Below are 18,264 nucleotides of genomic sequence, written 5' to 3'. Positions count from 1 at the left end.
TCTCTCCTATAATTCTTTTTCATACATAACCATTGCTAAAATAGCAAGAGGTGCTGTTTCTGCTCGTAAAATTCGCTGCCCCAATGAAATTGTTTTATAGCCATTAGTTGTTAAAACAGCAATTTCTTCTTCGGTAAAACCGCCTTCTGGGCCAATGACAATGGTCATTGTTGTAAAATCTTGGTGCAAAAAATCTTTTAATTGTGAATTCTGAGCAGCTTTCTCATAACAAACAAGATTCACATCACTTTGATATTTTGACAAAACTCTTAAATCACTTTCCACATCTCTTAATACTGGGATTTGATTACGATATGCTTGTTCACTAGCTTCTTTACAAATTTTTGTTCAACGTTCAAGTTTTTTAGTGTTATTTTCACCTTTTAATTGTACCACACAACGTTTAAACTGAAAGGGAACGATTTCATTAACCCCTAATTCAGTAGCTTTTTGCAATAAATAATCTCATTTTGTATTGCGAATTAAACCCGCAATTAAGCGAATCTTAATGGGACTTTCATGGTTTTGCTCTAACTTTTTTGTTAATTTAAACAAATATTTTTGGGGCGGAACAACTTCAATTGTTGTCAAATAATGTTCTGCTTGATAAATACAAATAATTTGTTCATTATCTCGTAAGCGTAAAACTTGTTTAATTTGTTTAATATCATCTGCTGTTAAAATAAAATAATTATGTTCTAATGTTGTCGCAAAAAAACGATGCATTACTGTTCATCTCCTAATATTTCTTTCATTATTTCGTCTAATTCATTATATAAAAATTGTAATGAGGCAGTGGTTGTAATTTCATAATCCGGTTTAATATCTTTAAATAAGGTTTTTTGAATTTCTAATAATTGTTTTGTTTGCGATGTTGGTTGCTGATCACGAGTAGCAATCCGAGTTAAAATTGTTTCTTCGCTAGCTGTAATTAAAATCTTAGCTTTAAAAGTTAAAGGTAAAATATTAAGACCTACCGCCTCAATTAAAAAATTTTGCTTTGAATTATTGTTAATTATTGATAATATTTTTTGGCTTACTTTTGGTCACAAGTAACTATTTAACTTACTATTAGCTGTTTGATCAGTAAAAATAATTGTTCGTAAATAAGGACGATCTACAACACCATTTTTAATAACCCCTGGAAAAGTATTGTCTAAAAACATTAAAGTTTCTTTCTCTTGCATAATTTCTTTCGCAATTTGATCAGCATTTAAATAAGTTAAATGATATTTATCTTGTAAATATTTACAAGCACTAGTTTTACCAGCACCAATATAGCCATAAACACCAATAATCATTTTCCATTTATTCCTTTCAAATTTTATACAAAAGAAGTTAATTTATCGCTAATAAATTTTCATCAACAATAACATCAAAAATCGTTTGCGCTACCGCGGCAGTTTCCGCTGGTGTATAGTGAATGCCATCATATGTTGTTTGATCCTCTGGATGGGGATTAGCAGTTAGTTGCAAATTAACAACTGGAATCTTTAAATCAGCAAAATATTTTTGATAAGCTGTTGGTAATGAAGTTAATAATTCACCATCATGCATTGTTACTGCTTTTGGCGGACAAACAACTAAAACTTGATAATTAATTTCTTCATGATTATCACGGTGAAAATTTTTCATTTGATTAATTAATTGTCCTAATGAACTAACAATTTTTTCCTCAATTGGATAGTTTGGAATCTCTTTTAATTTTGCATATGCATCATAACCAAAATAATCATTTGTTCCTAAAAAAACAATAAATAAATCAAACGGACTTGCTTTTTGATATAACGCTAATAAATTATCCATCCCGTTATCTTGTGGAAACCCAAAATCAATTAATGGTTTAATAATTGTTCGCCCTGGTTGTGCATCTGTTTCAATTTCAATATCTTCTGTTTGATAATGTTGTGTTAATAAATTGGCTAATTTTGCCGGTCAATTATCCGTTTCTTGCATTTTACCAATCCCCATTGGTAAATAACCAAATGTTAATGAATCTCCTAAAATTGCAATTTTTTTCTTCATTAAAATCACTCTCTCCTCTATATTCTTATTTTATCTTACTTATAATTATTATGCCTTAATTTTCAAAACTTTTTGAAAAAAGAAAATGATTCATGCTAACCCAAATAAACTTCGTAAAGCATTATTTAAATTCTGATGCACACGTAAATATTGAACTAAAGTATAAACTAAAAATAACAGTGCAATAATGAAAGAACAAAAAATTCATAATAACATTACAACCATGATATTTACTCATTCCGTACTATTGTTTTCCAATTGGTTAGAAAGCTCATCTGTTGTACGAAACCGAGCTAAAAAATATCCTAATGGTCATACCAAAAAATATCAAATATATAACAGTGGTGATAACAAAAGAAATAAAATTACTTTTGCAAAAATAAGTCCTGGTGGTTGTTTCACTATTTCTCGCTTCCTTCTTCTTGTCATTAATTTTATAATGTTCTGAGTGAGAATGCAATATCGATTATTTTTCAAAAATAACGAATTTACCTTAATAACACTCTCAATAACTTTTTAGTATTATTAACTGTGATAAAGTAAAATCAAATTAATTGTTTTTCATTCAAAAATTATAAGTAAATTTTTCGTAAAGCATATGCAATCGGAGGAAAAATTGCAACAGCTAATGCCATCTCAGGCAAATAATTTGTTGCTAAAATAAGCCACGTAAAAGCGCGAAAAATAACTTGTTGATCAGGATTAGTATAAATTAACGGACCAATAAAATACATAAAAACTAAAACAAAAATAGTATTTAAAGTTGCTGTTGTAAAAGCAATAATAACATTATAAATTTTTAAATAATGGCGTTGATATCATGTTAAGGTAGTTAATTGATTAGTATAAATTTTTGCTTCAATTTTATCTGAAGTCTTTGTTAAAAAATAAGCTAAAAGACCAACACAAAGGCCCATTAAAACACGAGGAACAACTGAAAATAGTGGATTAATAAAAATAAAACTGGTTATTCCCGGTGAAATAAGGGTTTGAACTAACGAAGACAAACCAAAAACAAGACCATAAATTAAACCCGCCCAAATTAAATTTAGATTCATAGTAACATATAAGGCATACATTCCAATTAAAAATAAAATATGCATTAAAGTTAAATTAACTGGACCCACCGCAATGTATCCTAATTGGGGAACTAATGCAAACAATAAAAAAATGGCAATAATAATGCTATTAATTGTAATCATTCTTGTTGTAATTTTTTTCATTTATGCCTCCAATAATAACTTCCCTTTTATTATTATTGTTATTTAACTATTTTTTCCTCATTGTCATGTTTTTAATTTTTCCGTATCAGCAATCGCAATGTATGGTAAGTTTCGTAAACGTTCTTCATAATCTAAGCCAAAACCAATTAGAAAAGCATGGGGAACATCAAAACCATATCAATCAGCGACTAAATCCACTTCTCGCCCCGCTTTTTTATCTAATAATGTAACAACTTTAACACTACGAGCTCCTTTTAAATATAAATATTCTTTAATCATTTTAACTGTTTTCCCACTATCAATAATATCTTCTACTAACAAAATATCCCGATTTGTGACTGGAATTGGCAGATCCAATAAAATTTGGGGAACACCGTTACTTTTTATCCCCCCAAAATATGATGAAACAACCATGTATTCAGTTTCACATTCAACACCAACTAAATGAGGAATGAACTTTGCCATAAAAGGAATACAACCTTTTAGTAATCCTAAACATAAAACGGTATTATCTTGGACCGGATATTCATTAAGATAATAGCTACTAATTTGTTGTCCCAATTCTAAGCATTTTTGCTCAATTTCCTCTGCAGTAATTAAAACTTCCTTGACGAGTGGATGTAATTTCATTTTTTTACCTCACTTAATATTAATAATTTAATTATATTATAATCAAGCCTTAATTAAAAGGTCTTAGTTTTAAAAGTAGTTATTTCCTTCTAAAATTTTTTTACATTTTCTAAAATTTTTTACAAAAAAAAAAAAAAAAAACTTGGTTAAAATAAGGGTAGGAACAAAGTTAATAGGAGAATTTTAGAATGAAAATTGAAATTTATCATGGAATTATTAATTGCTTAGAAAACATTCGGATGCATTTAAAATTAAGTCAGTTAAAATTTGCAGCATATTTTTCCTTCACCCGAGAAGGCTATCGCCTTGCGATTGCAAAAGATACTAATAAAAATAAAACTTATGTTAAACTTGATGTAGTCCACATTTTGGCAACGATTCTATATAATTTAGAAAATTACGATTTATGAAAAAAAAGAGCTTCTTTAATAATTATGGAAATTAAATCCTGTTTTACCAAATATTACCAAAAATTAATTACTTTTCAGTAAGTTGCTAATAATTTTTAGCAATTTATTCATAATTCTTTTATTTAAATTATTTTGAAAGGAGGAATTTATTATCAGTTTAAAATATAATAAAATCTTATGGAAACATCAAACTTTCCAAATCAGAAAGGAAAATAAAAATGACAAATACCGAATTATTTTTTCAACATTTTGGTTTAGAACTATTTGGAACAATGCTTTTAATTATTTTAGGAAATGGTGTCGTTGCTAATATTCTACTAAAAAATACAAAAGGAAATGGACAAGGTTTTTTTGCAATAACCGCCGGATGAGGTTTTGCGGTACTTGTTGGGGCAATGGTTAGTAGTGCTTTAAAAGGCGTTGCTCATTTAAATCCCGCAGTCACTTTTGCAATGGTTGTTCAACAAACTTGATTTATTAACAATGGTTGATTCTTATTACCAGCATTACTATTGGGACAAGTTGTTGGTGCTTTAATTGGCCAAATTATTGTTAATATCTTTTATTGAAAACATATTAAAGATACTGTAAGTGATAATCCTGAATTTATTCTAGCAATGCATGCCACAGAACCAACTTATCGTCCAGCCTTCTTTAACTTCTTTGCCGAATTTATTGGAACATTTGTCCTAATTGCAACAATTTTAGCAATTGGTAAATATGGAACATTTAGTTTAGGAGCATGAGGACCACTCTTTGTTGGTTTAACTGTTTTTGGAATTGGAATATCATTAGGTGGGACAACTGGTTATGCAATTAACCCTGTTCGTGATTTAATTCCACGAATTGTTCATTTTGTTTTACCATTAAAAAATAAAAGACAATCAGATTGAAGTTATAGTTGAATTCCAGTTGTAGCACCAACATGTGCTGGTCTTGCTACGGGAGGGATTTTCTTACTATTTTAATTAGTTTAGTAGAAAGGATATTGTGAAAAACATGGAAAAGAATCCTACTTATGATGTTTGTATTATTGGTGGTGGTGTTATTGGCGCAGCAATTAGTCGTGAGTTAAGTCGTTATCAATTAGCAACTATTACAATTGAAAAAAATAAAAAAGTAGCAATGGAAACTTCTGCTGGTAATTCTGGCGTTATTCATGGTGGTTTTGATCCAACCCCCGGAAAATTAACCGCCGAATTAAATTTAGCAGGACATCAGCTTTATCAAACAATTTTTAAGGAACTAACAATTCCCCACCAGCAAGTTAATTCCCTTGTCATTGCTTTTAACAAGGAAGAACAAAAACACTTAGAGATGTTATATCACCGGGGAATTACAAATAATGTTGATCCAAATCATCTGCGTCTTATTAATCAAGCAGAAGTACATGCGTTAGAACCAAATTTAAGTCCCAATGTACAAGGAGCACTATTATGCACTTCTTCATATGTTGTTGACCCAGTGGTTTTAACACAAAGTCTTTTTTCAAATAGTATTAAAAATAATCAACAATTAAAACTCGATCATCTCGTAACAAATATTCAATATCACTCTGAACAAAAGCACTTTGAAATTACAACGCTGCATCAAGACCAAGAAATTACTTATTTTGCAAAATATTTAATTAATGCTGCTGGGCACTACTGTGATATCCTTGCAGCAAAAGCGGGTTATCCCGATTATGAATTAGTTACTAAACGAGGAGAATATCGTGTTTTAGAAAAAAGCGAAGGTAACTTAGTAAAAAGCATTATTTTTATGGTTCCAACAATTCATGGAAAAGGAGTCATTGTGGCACCAATGCTAGATGGCCACCTTTTAGTTGGACCAACTGCTGAAGATAATATTCCAAAAGCAGAAACACGCCTAGTAACTCCAGCCATGTATGAAAAAATTGGTCAGATTGGAACTAAAATTATTCCAAACCTTAAAATGGAAAAAACATGTCAAACTTTTGCGGGATCACGTCCAATTGAACCCCTTTCCAAAGATTTTTACCTAAAACCAGCCCATCATAATCCAAAATTTATTAATGTTGCTGGAACAAAATCACCGGGATTAAGTAGTGCCCCTGCAATTGCCAAATATATTTGTCGTTTACTAACCGCTGCTGGTTGTGAATTAATCACAAACCCGCATTTTGATCCTATCCAAACTGAAATTATTCCAATAATTTAACGAAAGGAAACTTTGATAATGTCAAAATATATTATAAGTTTAGATGAAGGAACAACAAGTTGTCGTACCCTTGTTATTAATAAAAAAGGTGAAGTTGTCGCTAGTGATGCGTTAGAATTTAGCCAAATTTTCCCAAAAGCTGGTTGAGTTGAACATGATGCTGTTGAAATTTGAAACTCACAGCGAACAACTTTGGTGCAATCAGTTAATAAAGCAAAAATTAAGCCCGAAGATATTTTAGGAATTGGAATTACTAACCAACGTGAAACCGTTGTAATGTGAGATAAACGCTCTGGTTTACCAATTTATAATGCGATTGTCTGACAAGATCGTCGTACAGCAAAATACTGTGATGAATTAATTGCACAAGGAAAAAGTGAATTAGTGCAAGCAAAAACTGGTTTAGTTATTAACCCTTATTTTTCTGCTACTAAAATAAAATGAATTTTAGATAATGTTGATGGTGCAAGGGAATTAGCAAACGATAATAACTTATTATTTGGAACAATTGATACTTGATTAATTTATCGTTTAACGGGCGGAAAAACCCATATTACCGATTCAACTAATGCCAGTCGAACAATGCTATTCAATATTCATACTAAAGAATGAGATGATGAATTATTAACCTTACTAGATATTCCAAAAGGAATTCTCCCAACGGTAAAATCTTCATCAGAAGTTTATGGTCATACTTTTCCTGGATTGTTAAGTAAAGATACCGACATTCAAATTCCCATTGCTAGTGCAATTGGTGATCAACAAGCAGCCTTGTTTGGCCAACTGTGCTTAGAACCAGGGGAAGTCAAAAATACCTATGGAACCGGATGTTTTATCTTAATGAACACAGGTCAAACACCAATTAAATCAAATAATGGCTTATTAACAACAATTGCCCTAGATTATAAAGGAACAACAACATATGCCTTAGAAGGTTCGGTCTTTGTTGCTGGAGCAGCTGTTCAATGGTTACGTGATCAAATTAAAATTATCTACCACGCTAGTGAAACTGACTGATATACCAATCTTGTTAAAGATGATCAACAAGTTTATGTTGTGCCATCCTTTACTGGATTAGGATCACCATACTGGGATTCTTATTCACGCGGAGCAATCTTTGGTTTAGAACGTGGAACAAAACGTGAACACTTAGTAAAAGCAACTTTAGAATCACTAGCCTATCAATCTTATGATGTTATTACTGCAATGGCAGAAGATCTAAAAAAACCAATTAAAAGAATTAAGGTTGATGGTGGGGCCAGTCGTAATGAATATTTAATGCAATTCCAAGCAGATATTACACAAGTGGAAGTAATTCGTCCCAAAAGCATTGAAACAACAGCCTTAGGAGCAGCCTTTTTAGCTGGTTTAGCTGTTGGCTTTTGAACATCACGCGATGAAATTAAACAAATTCTCATGGTTGATAAAACATACAAAGCTAAATTAGACCAAGCAATTGTGCACAAACTATTAAAGGGTTGAAAAGTTGCTGTTAATCGAACATTAAATTGACTAAAAGATATCGAATAAAAAAATAACCTTATGGTTATTTTTTTAAATGTAAAACATGTTTTTTCAAATTATAGAATGTTTTAATTCCATCATATTCAGCAACTGTTCCTAATTCATCTTCAATTGCTAATAAACGATTGTACTTGGCAATACGGTCACTTCGTGACATACTTCCTGTTTTAATTTGACCAGTATTTAAAGCAACCGCTAAATCAGCAATGGTTGAATCTTCAGTTTCTCCTGAACGGTGTGAAACAACTGTTGTTCATCCCGCTTTTTGCGCTAATTGAATCGTATCAATTGTTTCTGTCACGGTTCCAATTTGGTTTAATTTAATTAAGATTGAATTGGCTGCTTCATTTGCAATTCCTTCCGCCGTAATTTTTGGATTTGTAACAAATAAATCATCTCCAACAATTTGGATCTTATGACCCATTGTTTTTACTTGTAATTCAAAACCAACTCAATCCGCTTCTGCTAAACCATCTTCAATTGAAATAATTGGATAAGTATCAACTAATTTATCTAAGTATTTAATTAACTCTTCTGTTGTCATTGCATACTCTTTCCCAGTTACTTTTTCAATTTTTTTAAAGTGATATTTTTTATCGTCAAAATATAATTCTGATGAAGCACAATCCATTGCAATCATAACTCCATCTTCGCCTGGTTTATATCCTGCTGTTTTAATTGCTTCAACAATTAAGTCTAAAGCAACTTCTGCTGGTGTTTTTGCTTGGAATGCTGCTAATGATTGGTCTTGATATGCCCAGTTAAAGTGTGGAGCAAATCCCCCCTCATCTCCAACAGCAGTAATATCACCTTTATCGTGTAAAATTTTTTTTAATGTATGAAAAATTTCTGATGATCAGCGTAAAGCTTCTTTAAAAGTTGGTGCACCAACTGGCATAATCATAAATTCTTGGAAATCAATTGCACTATCAGCATGTTCTCCCCCATTAATAATATTTAACATTGGCACGGGTAATTTTTTCGCGTTAACCCCTCCTAAGTATTTATACAATGGCATTTCCAATTCACAAGCTGCGGCTTTAGCAACAGCCATTGAAACTCCTAACATTGCATTAGCTCCTAAATTCTTTTTAAAATCTGTTCCATCTAACGCAATCATTGCTTTGTCAATTGCCACTTGACCAGTTACTTCCATCCCCACAAGTTCTTCGGCAATTTTTGTATTAACATTATTTACAGCTTTTAAGACACCTTTCCCTAGGTAACGTCCTTTATCACCATCTCTTAATTCCAATGCTTCACGGCTTCCTGTTGAAGCCCCTGATGGCACCATCGCTGAACCATAACCACCAAATTCCGTTCAAACTTCAACTTGAACAGTTGGATTTCCTCGTGAATCAATTACTTCACGAGCATAAATTTTCTCAATTTTCGACATAATTTTATACTCTCCTTCTAAGCCTATAAGGTTATTATATTATTTGTTCTCAGAATAGTAAATAAATTCTAATAAATATTCACAAAAAAACATCATTTTTCTTTGTTTTTGATAGTAAAGCTAAAATTATTTGCTATGATATTACTAATATACGATTAAATTTAGAACAGGGTGGAAAAAAAGATGGAAGAAAAAAAACCAACAATTGTTTCAGGAATTACTGCAACTGGCCAATTAACGCTAGGAAATTATATTGGTGCAATTAGAAATTTTATTGAATTACAAAAAGATAATAACTTAATTATTTTTGTTGCCAACTTACATGCAATTACAATTCCTATTGGAAAAGAAGAATTAAGCAGCAACATTAAAAATATGATTGCATTATATTATGCTTGTGGCTTAGATCCGAAAAAGACAATTATTTATGTTCAATCAGATGTCTTAGAATTAACCCAATTAGGGCATATTTTATTGTGTAATACTACTGTCGGGGAATTATCACGAATGACCCAATTTAAAGATAAATCAATTAAAATGAAAGCAGAAAATGGCACTGAATTCATTCCAACTGGTCTGTTAACTTATCCAACCTTAATGGCTGCTGATATTTTATTATATGATGCTGATTTAGTTCCGGTTGGAAAAGACCAAAAACAACATATTGAATTAACCCGCAATATTGCCGAACGGATGAATAATCGTTATCAACAAGACCTTTTTAAAATCCCCAATGATTTTATTCCCCCTGTTGGCGGAAAAATTATGGATTTACAAAACCCAACGAAAAAAATGAGTAAGTCTTCAAATGACCCCAAATCTTTTATTGGGTTACTAGACACACCAGATGTTATTCGAAAAAAAATTCGTTCAGCAATAACTGATTCTGAGGGAAAAATTAGTTATGATCCTGAACATAAACCGGGGGTAAGTAATCTGTTAACAATTTATGCTGTTTTAAAAAACATTCCAATTGAAACTGCTGTTAAAGAGTTAAACCACTATGATTATGGGCAGTTAAAAGAGCACGTGGCAACAGCCATTATTGCGGTCTTAGAACCAATGCAAGCAAGATATCACCAGTTAATTAAAGATGACACTATTGATCAATTAATTGACGCCGGTGCTGAAAAAGCACGTTATTTAGCTAATAAAAAATTAGTAAAAATTAAAAATGCTATTGGATTAAATTATAAAAGAAAATAAGGTTCTCTTACGTCTAATATTTTTTACCTTATTGCACCTTCCAAAAAACACAACAATTATTCTTACCGAATTTGATATTTTAACTTCTGCAATTGTCAAGGATAATTGTTTTTTTGATCACTAACATTAAAATCAAATTCACCTTCGTTACCAATTTGTTTTGTATCTAAGTTATTAAATTGAAAATTAATTTTATCTGTTAAATAAGTAACTAAATCAGGAATATTTTTAATTATTTTAATATTACTAATCTTAAAATTATTAGAATCAGTATAAACATCTGTTAACCACTTTGTGATAATTGCTTCGTTACTCATATTTTGTGTAAAAATAAAGCTTGGATGAGTTTGAATATAATTAATTAAATAACTTGATAAATCTTTATTAATTTCATAATTCCAAAAAACATTACTATTTAAATTAATTGTTAAATAATAAATTTTAGTTGCTAAATGCTTCCCATCAATTGTAATTTCGGACATTGTTGTTTCACTCTTAGTATAACTATACGCAGTAGTATCTCTAATTAAAGGAAATAATTGAAAATCACGATACAATTGTTCTGGCGGTGGTAATTTTGATGGTACTACAGCAAGATATGTCTTAAATAAAATATTTTGTTTTGGTAATTCAAAAGCTGCAACTGTTCCAGAATTATTAAAATCATAATTAATAATTGGTGCTAATGTATGTGCTTCTTTATTTTTATTAAAAGTTGTAAAAATTGAATCATCATTACCATGTTTTACTCAATAATCACCTTCATCATTAAATGCCTGCAAAGTAAATTGCGATAAAAAATGACTAACATCTGCTTCCATATCAGTGTTTCGATATGGAACATAATGTCACACTTCTTGGTGACAACTAATTATTGCCATTGTAGGCCCCATAATAATAGTAATTGTCCCTAATAAACTTATTATTTTTTTCATTGTATCATTCCTTTTGTTAAGTTATACTATAAATTATAACAAAAAAAAAAAAAAAAAAAGATTTTTAAAATTATTCAATAAATAATTTTAAAAATCAACATGGTTTGGATCAGGTCCTAATCTTTCTTGTGGAAGAGCAAACAAAGTTGTCATATCTTCTTCATCTAACATAAAATCATCTAACTCAGTATTAGCAATCAGACGGTCTTTATGCGTTGATTTAGGAATAACAACAATATTTTGTTGCACTGCTCATTTTAAACAAATTTGCGCGGGACTTTTTTGATGTTTTGTTGCAATTTTTAAGATGATTGGATTTGTTGCACATTGTCCGCGCATTAATGTTGCTCATGATTCAACAATAATCCCATTTTGTTGACAGAATTCAACAACAGCAGTATTATTTAAACCCGGATGTAATTCAACTTGGTTAACCATTGGTTTAACTTCATGTGTTGCCATTAATTCTTCTAAATGACTAACTTCAAAATTACTAACACCAATTGCACGAACTTTTTTTGCTTTATAAGCAGTTTCTAATGCCTGAAAACACTCGTTACGATCAACAGTTGGCCAATGGACTAAACATAAATCTAAGTAATCAGTATCTAATCTTTTTAAAATATTATCAATTTCTTGTAAAGCAGCATCATATTTATGATTAGCATTTCAAATTTTACTTGTAATAAAAATTTCAGTTCGGGGAATCCCGCTATCCTTAACTGCTTTTCCAATAAATGTTTCATTGCCATAATACTGGGCTGTATCAATATGACGATAACCATTTTGTAGTGCTGTTAAAACAGTTTGATAAACTTCATTTTCATCAGTTATCTTATAAGTTCCTAATCCAATTAAAGGTATTTCAACCCCATTTAAAAGTTTTAATTTTGTATCAATTAATTTCATTTGTTTCTTTTCCTCTTTTCCTGGGCCTTTCCTTTAATTATATTGTAAATGTTATTTTAAAAAAAACAAACTAAATGCTGCTTAGTCTAAAAATTCTTTTTTAACATAACAACTCGTTCCTAACATTAAGTTCGCTAAATATGTTGTTTTAAATTTAACAATACTTCCAACCGCTAATTTTCCGGGATAATCTGTAACATCTAAAATAGTATGATCACTTGATTGCCCTAAAATCGTAATTCCTTTTTCAAACGGCGTTAATTCTTCATAAGGACAATCTTGGCGTCCTACCGCAATTATTGCCTTCATTCGGTTCCCAATATCATCAAATTCTTTTATCCGCCCAAAAGCATCTAATCCCCGTTCGCCAATTGATGCACTTGGTTTTGTTTGCAACTCAATGATTTCTGCTTCTAATCAAAGATTATCTTGCATCAAAAAAGGAATTGGTTCATCATTTAAACCTAAACCCATTAATAAAGCAGTCCCACTTCGAATTTGATTAATTGCTGGATCTAATTGTGGACTATCTCAAATTGTAATATGACTTGAGTTACCACAACTAATAATTGGTAATGTTATATTAAAATGTTGTTCTAATTGTCGTTTTAAAAGTGCTAATTGGTTTAGTTTTGCCACAGTGGGAACTGTTGCTCCAAAGCAAGCAAAATTAGTTCCTAAACCCATTATTTTAAGATGTGATAAGGATAAAACATCTGCCACGGTTTGAAAAATTAATGTTTCATCTCATAACCCTTCGCGAATATCACCAGTTTCAATCATCAAAATTATTTCAAATTTCTTATTAATAATTTGTGCTGCCTGATTCAAGGCTTTAATTGTTGCAAGTTCAGAAATCAAAGCACAATCAGCATATTGCACCACTGTTGGAACTTCACTTAACATTGGTAATCGGAGCAACATTTTTTTACCTGGCAAATGCGCAAATTGTTGCAAATTTAAAATTCGTAAATCAGCAATTGTTGTAATTCCACTTGCTATTAATGTTGATACAATTTTTTCTTGGCCCGCTCCTAATTTAACAACACCAACAAGGTCCAAATTTCTGGTGGCACATTCTTGCACCATTATTTGACAATTTGTTTTAATCCGGGCTAAATTTCATATTAGTTTTGGATACATAGTTTCTTCTTTCTCTTTATATTTTAAGTCTCATCAAGAGACTGTTCTAATTGTTGATCATTTAAAATTTTCTCATATTTATTGTGAATTTTATCGTGAGTAGTATTTAAGTCCTTAACATTACTATTTAATTTCGTAAAGTTTTTGGTAAATTCTTCTCATCGTTCAACTCAACGATCAAATTCACTTTTTATTTGTAATAAATTTTTTTTAATAATTTCTAAGTTTTTATTAAAAGCAACTTCTCGCATATGTTTTTCTAACACAAATAAAATAGCAGATAAAGTTGTTGGTGAAGTAATTCATACTTTTTTTTGAAAAGCAAAGGTAATAACTTCTTCGGGGAATTGTCCATAAATAAAAGCAAATAAATCTTCTGAAGGGACAAACATAATAGCACTTGAAATTTCATTTTCTAAGGTAATATATTTTGCAACTTCATTAATACGTTCTTTTAAGTCTTGTTTAAATAAAGTTAAAAATTTATCTTTAATTGTTTTTTCACTGGCTTCTAAATATTTATTATAATTTGTTAACGGAAACTTTGCATCAATCGCAATGTTTTCCTTTGCCCCACCAGTTTTAACTAATGCATCAACCATTGTGCCTGTTGGCAAACGATACTGGCGTTCTCATCCTTGGTGACTTTCACCATACATATCACTCAATACTTTTTCTAATAAATATTCGCCAAGATTACCACGTTTTTTATTATTTAAAAAAATATCATTTAGTGACTTAACTTTATCTTGCACTTCTTTTAAGGTTCCAGTTGATTCTTTTAAAACAGTTAAATTTGATAAAACATCACTAAATGATTTTGAAATAAATTGTCCCTGATGCTCTAAGTTATTTTTTAAATCACTGTCTTGCTTTGATAAATTACTTTTAAAACTATTTAAACCCTCATTTAAAGCGGTAATATTACGGTTAAACTCATTATCACTACTAGTAGCAGTACGCTGAAATTCAGTAATTAAAGTTGATAATTCTCGTTTTTGCTCTGTAAGTTGTGTTTGTAACATTGTTACTTGTTTTTCCAAAATGTCTTTTGATGCTTGAATATCTTTTTGTAATAATGTGGAATCATTATTGGCCATTGCTTTTTTATTTGATTTGAATAAATAAATTCCTAAAAAAATAACTAGAATAGCTAAAATAATGCCCAATAAAACATACGAAATTGTTGTCATTCTAATCCCCCTTTTATTTACAAACAATGATTAAGATGTCTTTTTAATTATAAACTGTCATAATAAAAAAAGAAACTCATTAACTAATGAGTTTCTTTTTTTATTTTGAAAATGTTACATCCAACTGATAAAATGGAATTTTTGTAAAAATTGACGCTAAATCATCAGATACTGCTAAAATTTTTGACCCTGGTTTAGCCTGAACCGTTGCACCTGAATCATCATTGTTAAATGTAACTCAAATTTCATCATATCAAATGTCTTTATATTCATCTGCAAATTGTTGCCCTAATAACTTTGTTACAAGATCATAACGTAAGTCATCAACTGTTGCTTCAGTATATTTTTTGTCTAATGTCACAGCAATTTTCTTTGATGTTGGTTTTTCATTATTAGCATTTAAAAATTTCCGTGGAGTTGTATGAATAGTAAAGTTAGCTGTTAATGTTGATTTATTAATAACTCCGGGTACTTCTGAAGGAATTTCTAAACTTCCTTTCCCTGTATTTTCATCCACCATTAATTTAATATTGGCAATTCCAGCAATCATTGCGGTTTGTAATGTTTGTTTATATAAAGCAGCAAAACGGTTACGATCTCCAACAAATTCCATAATCGCCGCTACTATATTCATCATATATTCTTTATCTTTTTTATAATCATCTCATAATCCTTCATCAATATAAATATCACCAATATTTGTTAGCGGGAATACTTGTTGAAAAGTAACTGGTTCATTAACAATTGCTATTGGTTTCCCAGTAAAATTTCCGCCCGCTTTCGGTGTAATAGTTGAATTATGACTACTTTGGTCAATATCCACATCAACATCATCAACAGTAAATTTTGTTCCATTTAAACCATTAACCGCATCTAGTACGATTTGTGGTGTTAAAACATTCATTGAAGATTCATATGGCATTGATGTAATGGTAATAATTTTATTAATATCAGTTGTTGGTCATGTTAAATCGATTTTTTTAGTTAAAAATGGACGGTTTGGTGCATCTGGCATAAAACGAATTGTTGCTGTTTTCATTCCTGGTGCCAAATCAATATCCAAATTATCAACATTGTAGCCTTCTTTTTTTAATTCTGTTTTAATATTAGCAACTGTTGGAAATCCCTCTTCGGTTTGTCCCCCTTTGTTAACATCTTTACAAGCAATTACCGCTCCTGCAATTGGGGTTGTTAATGCTAACGAAGTTAAAATCATCATTATTTTTTTCATTTTTCTATTTCTCCTTTGTTTTAATGTTAGTAAATTTAATTATAACTACTTAAGTATTATAAAAAGTAAATCAAGTTTTAATAAAAAGTTTCCCTTGATAAAATCATTTTAATAGTTAGCATTTGTGGTGGGGTTGTTTCCTTTTTAAAAATAAGTAACCGATAACTTTTAATGATATTGGCAATAAGAAAAGATATGATAATTAGTTTTTTTAACAAAAAAATAATTAAATTATTAATGCGATATTTAACAAAAGTATATGACCCTAAAACAAAAAAGAACGATGTTAAATCAATCAACGGATTAAAATAAATTAAATCATTAATTTTATATCAATAAACTAAATAAACTTGAAAAGTAATTAAGGTAATAAAAAAACTAAGAACAAATAAAGCATAGAAAAAATAAAAGGAAATTAAAATTGCTTGATAAAACTGATAATAAAATTTTGCAAACCGATTAATCAAAACAGTGGCAGAAGTATTAATATAAACCTTATATGATAACAATAAAATATTAGCTATTCATAATAATATTACAATAACATTAATTCTCAAAATATTATCTCATTGTAAAATAATCCGTTTATGATGTTTAAAATTTTGTAAAACTTGAATTAAAATTGCTAAGAAAAATAAGAAATAACCAGTTATTAAAATAATATAAGTTAAATTTAAGGACACAGTAATAAAAGCTCAATTAGCATAGTGGCGAATAAAATAAGTTAGCAAAAATGAAATTGCAAAGTATAAAATAAACAATATCGAATATATATTAAAAAATGTTTGAAAATACTTTTTAAAATTTGTTTTCATTTTAAATCACCTATATAACATTGCAGACTTAATAAGATTTATTATATCTAATTTTATTTAATTAAAAACCCTTTACGAACTAATAGTCAAAATCAACTAACAATTATTTTAACAATTAATAATGTTCAAAATAATTATACCGTGAAAGTTTTTAAAATAAACATAAAATTTTATTTTTTATTAGTGATTTTTTAACATATAATAAAAAAGATAGCAATTATAACTTTTTGGTAATTTATTTATAACAACAAAAAAGAATGGAGTTAATATATGCACCAAAAACAAATGAATTTTTTTACAAAGAAAAATGGTGGTTTTTGATTTTTTGCCCTTCCATTATTAATTATTGTTGCTGTTAGTATTGGGGTTTTAATTGCAACAGGATGATATACGATTGATTATCAAATTGCCGTTGAATTTGCAAAAGGATTAACAAATGAATTTGGAAAATACTGAGTTCGTTTTTATGATCAATTAGGAAATACAGAATTAGTTGTCATTGTAATTATTTATTTTGCAATTTTACTTGAAACATGGTTTTTGTTAAAAATTAACAAAAAAAACACAAAATTTAAAAAACACTATTGAATCACAACCACTTATTATTTTTTAGGTTTCAGCGCCTGAATAATTGGTAATACTATTAATTTAGCCTTAATTCCTAGTACTGATGAGGGATTTGGACCAGGAATTGACTTTGTTTTATTTGATAATTATCATTATAAGTTAACAAGTGCAATCTTAGTTTTCTTTTATCAAACAATTCTCTTAAGTCTTGGGCTATATTATATTCGCTATTGGTTAGTTAAAAAACAACGATTATTAAGTGAACAATATTGATTAAAAGCAACAAAAGGGTTAACTTTTATCATTGGATCTTATTTTATTATTGTTATTATGAAAGGAACAACGCATCGAATTTATTATTATAATGCAATTTTTGGTGATTTAATACAACAGCACCCTGTCTTTTTAGACCATTATTTGCAATCACCCTTTCATTATGGTTATAATCTTGGCCAAGGCTATATCAACAATATTCCCGAAGAATGACAATACCCCTGGTGAAAACCAGCAATCCCCTTATTTAATAACCCTAATATGCCAACATTTAAATCACCGTGAGAATATGCTTTTCCTAGTGGTCATATTAATGCAACATATTGTAGTGGTTCAGCAATTCTTTTGTTTTTAAAAAATAAGAACAACGATAAAATTAATTGAAAAGTAAAACTCTGCTTCATATTATGATTAGGGCATGTTTTATCAATGAATTTTGCACTTATTGTTGAAAGGTTTCACTGAATTTCAGACACTGCTTTTACCTTTATTTTTTCAACGATAATGATTATCATTATTCATTTTAGTATTAATAAAATTTTTGCAAAACATCTTACTTTGTAATAAGAAAAAGGGTTGAAAATTCTATCAGAATTTTCA

The 18,264-nt window shown here is 29.6% G+C and carries 19 protein-coding genes; 6 read left to right on the top strand and 13 right to left on the bottom strand.

Going from position 1 to position 18,264, the window contains the following annotated elements; translation table 4 throughout:
* Positions 1 to 6: 6 nt before the first annotated feature.
* The 6 genes from E7Y35_RS06410 to hpt all read right to left on the bottom strand — a co-directional run bounded on the left by E7Y35_RS06410 (position 7) and on the right by hpt (position 3,878).
* Positions 7 to 726 carry an RsmE family RNA methyltransferase gene (locus E7Y35_RS06410; protein WP_283272152.1) on the bottom strand — a complete coding sequence of 240 codons (720 nt, stop codon included), beginning with the start codon at positions 724 to 726 and terminating at the stop codon, positions 7 to 9.
* Positions 726 to 1,301 carry a dephospho-CoA kinase gene (coaE, locus tag E7Y35_RS06405; protein WP_283272151.1) on the bottom strand — a complete coding sequence of 192 codons (576 nt, stop codon included), beginning with the start codon at positions 1,299 to 1,301 and terminating at the stop codon, positions 726 to 728. The genes E7Y35_RS06410 and coaE overlap by 1 nt, the downstream gene beginning before the upstream one ends.
* 37 nt (positions 1,302 to 1,338) lie before the next feature.
* Positions 1,339 to 2,025, bottom strand: a complete 687-nt coding sequence (locus tag E7Y35_RS06400) for a GDSL-type esterase/lipase family protein (RefSeq protein WP_283272150.1) — start codon at positions 2,023 to 2,025, stop codon at positions 1,339 to 1,341.
* Positions 2,026 to 2,073: 48 nt separating this feature from the next.
* Positions 2,074 to 2,427, bottom strand: coding sequence for a hypothetical protein (locus E7Y35_RS06395; RefSeq protein ID WP_283272149.1), 354 nt, complete (start codon positions 2,425 to 2,427; stop codon positions 2,074 to 2,076).
* 170 nt (positions 2,428 to 2,597) lie between these two features.
* A complete protein-coding gene (locus E7Y35_RS06390) occupies positions 2,598 to 3,248 on the bottom strand; it encodes an ECF transporter S component (RefSeq protein WP_283272148.1) in 651 nt (216 codons plus the stop codon).
* Between the two features lie 42 nt (positions 3,249 to 3,290).
* Complete coding sequence (hpt, locus tag E7Y35_RS06385; RefSeq protein WP_283272147.1) at positions 3,291 to 3,878, bottom strand: hypoxanthine phosphoribosyltransferase; 588 nt, start codon at positions 3,876 to 3,878, stop codon at positions 3,291 to 3,293.
* A gap of 188 nt (positions 3,879 to 4,066) precedes the next feature.
* On the opposite strand from hpt, the gene E7Y35_RS06380 reads away from it, so the two are divergent.
* From E7Y35_RS06380 to glpK, 4 genes are all read left to right on the top strand, one after another.
* The gene (locus tag E7Y35_RS06380; protein WP_283272146.1) at positions 4,067 to 4,369 is read left to right on the top strand and encodes a hypothetical protein; all 303 of its coding nucleotides are present in this window, start codon (positions 4,067 to 4,069) and stop codon (positions 4,367 to 4,369) included.
* 137 nt (positions 4,370 to 4,506) lie between these two features.
* A complete protein-coding gene (locus tag E7Y35_RS06375; protein ID WP_283272145.1) occupies positions 4,507 to 5,256 on the top strand; it encodes an MIP/aquaporin family protein in 750 nt (249 codons plus the stop codon).
* Between the two features lie 31 nt (positions 5,257 to 5,287).
* Positions 5,288 to 6,469: a type 2 glycerol-3-phosphate oxidase gene (glpO, locus tag E7Y35_RS06370; protein ID WP_283272144.1), complete on the top strand. Its 1,182-nt coding sequence runs from the start codon at positions 5,288 to 5,290 to the stop codon at positions 6,467 to 6,469.
* An 18-nt stretch (positions 6,470 to 6,487) separates the two neighbouring features.
* Positions 6,488 to 7,999, top strand: coding sequence for a glycerol kinase GlpK (glpK, locus tag E7Y35_RS06365; RefSeq protein WP_283272143.1), 1,512 nt, complete (start codon positions 6,488 to 6,490; stop codon positions 7,997 to 7,999).
* A 16-nt stretch (positions 8,000 to 8,015) separates the two neighbouring features.
* Here the strand turns inward: glpK and eno are convergent, their stop codons facing one another.
* Positions 8,016 to 9,392 (bottom strand): phosphopyruvate hydratase, encoded by a 1,377-nt coding sequence (gene eno, locus E7Y35_RS06360; protein WP_283272142.1) that lies wholly within the window; start codon positions 9,390 to 9,392, stop codon positions 8,016 to 8,018.
* A gap of 183 nt (positions 9,393 to 9,575) precedes the next feature.
* Between eno and trpS the strand changes: the two genes are divergently transcribed.
* A complete protein-coding gene (trpS, locus tag E7Y35_RS06355; protein WP_283272141.1) occupies positions 9,576 to 10,598 on the top strand; it encodes a tryptophan--tRNA ligase in 1,023 nt (340 codons plus the stop codon).
* A 62-nt stretch (positions 10,599 to 10,660) separates the two neighbouring features.
* On the opposite strand, the gene E7Y35_RS06350 is transcribed toward trpS, so the two are convergent.
* The 6 genes from E7Y35_RS06350 to E7Y35_RS06325 form a co-directional block, all read right to left on the bottom strand.
* The gene (locus E7Y35_RS06350) at positions 10,661 to 11,533 is read right to left on the bottom strand and encodes a hypothetical protein (RefSeq protein WP_283272140.1); all 873 of its coding nucleotides are present in this window, start codon (positions 11,531 to 11,533) and stop codon (positions 10,661 to 10,663) included.
* A gap of 87 nt (positions 11,534 to 11,620) precedes the next feature.
* A complete protein-coding gene (locus E7Y35_RS06345) occupies positions 11,621 to 12,442 on the bottom strand; it encodes an aldo/keto reductase (protein ID WP_283272139.1) in 822 nt (273 codons plus the stop codon).
* A gap of 81 nt (positions 12,443 to 12,523) precedes the next feature.
* Positions 12,524 to 13,585, bottom strand: coding sequence for an alanine racemase (locus tag E7Y35_RS06340; protein WP_283272138.1), 1,062 nt, complete (start codon positions 13,583 to 13,585; stop codon positions 12,524 to 12,526).
* Between the two features lie 23 nt (positions 13,586 to 13,608).
* Positions 13,609 to 14,778, bottom strand: coding sequence for a DNA recombination protein RmuC (locus E7Y35_RS06335; RefSeq protein WP_283272137.1), 1,170 nt, complete (start codon positions 14,776 to 14,778; stop codon positions 13,609 to 13,611).
* 100 nt (positions 14,779 to 14,878) lie between these two features.
* Positions 14,879 to 16,009: a hypothetical protein gene (locus tag E7Y35_RS06330; RefSeq protein WP_283272136.1), complete on the bottom strand. Its 1,131-nt coding sequence runs from the start codon at positions 16,007 to 16,009 to the stop codon at positions 14,879 to 14,881.
* A gap of 77 nt (positions 16,010 to 16,086) precedes the next feature.
* Entirely contained in the window at positions 16,087 to 16,824 is a 738-nt protein-coding gene (locus E7Y35_RS06325; RefSeq protein WP_283272135.1) for a hypothetical protein, read from the bottom strand.
* A 270-nt stretch (positions 16,825 to 17,094) separates the two neighbouring features.
* Between E7Y35_RS06325 and E7Y35_RS06320 the strand changes: the two genes are divergently transcribed.
* The gene (locus tag E7Y35_RS06320; protein ID WP_283272134.1) at positions 17,095 to 18,228 is read left to right on the top strand and encodes a phosphatase PAP2 family protein; all 1,134 of its coding nucleotides are present in this window, start codon (positions 17,095 to 17,097) and stop codon (positions 18,226 to 18,228) included.
* Positions 18,229 to 18,264 lie beyond the last annotated feature (36 nt).

This window comes from Spiroplasma sp. SV19 (assembly GCF_030060925.1).
Lineage (GTDB): Bacteria > Bacillota_I > Bacilli_A > Mycoplasmatales > Mycoplasmataceae > Spiroplasma.
The sequence above is the reverse complement of the archived record's forward strand: the minus strand, read 5'-3'. Positions and strand labels throughout refer to the sequence as shown.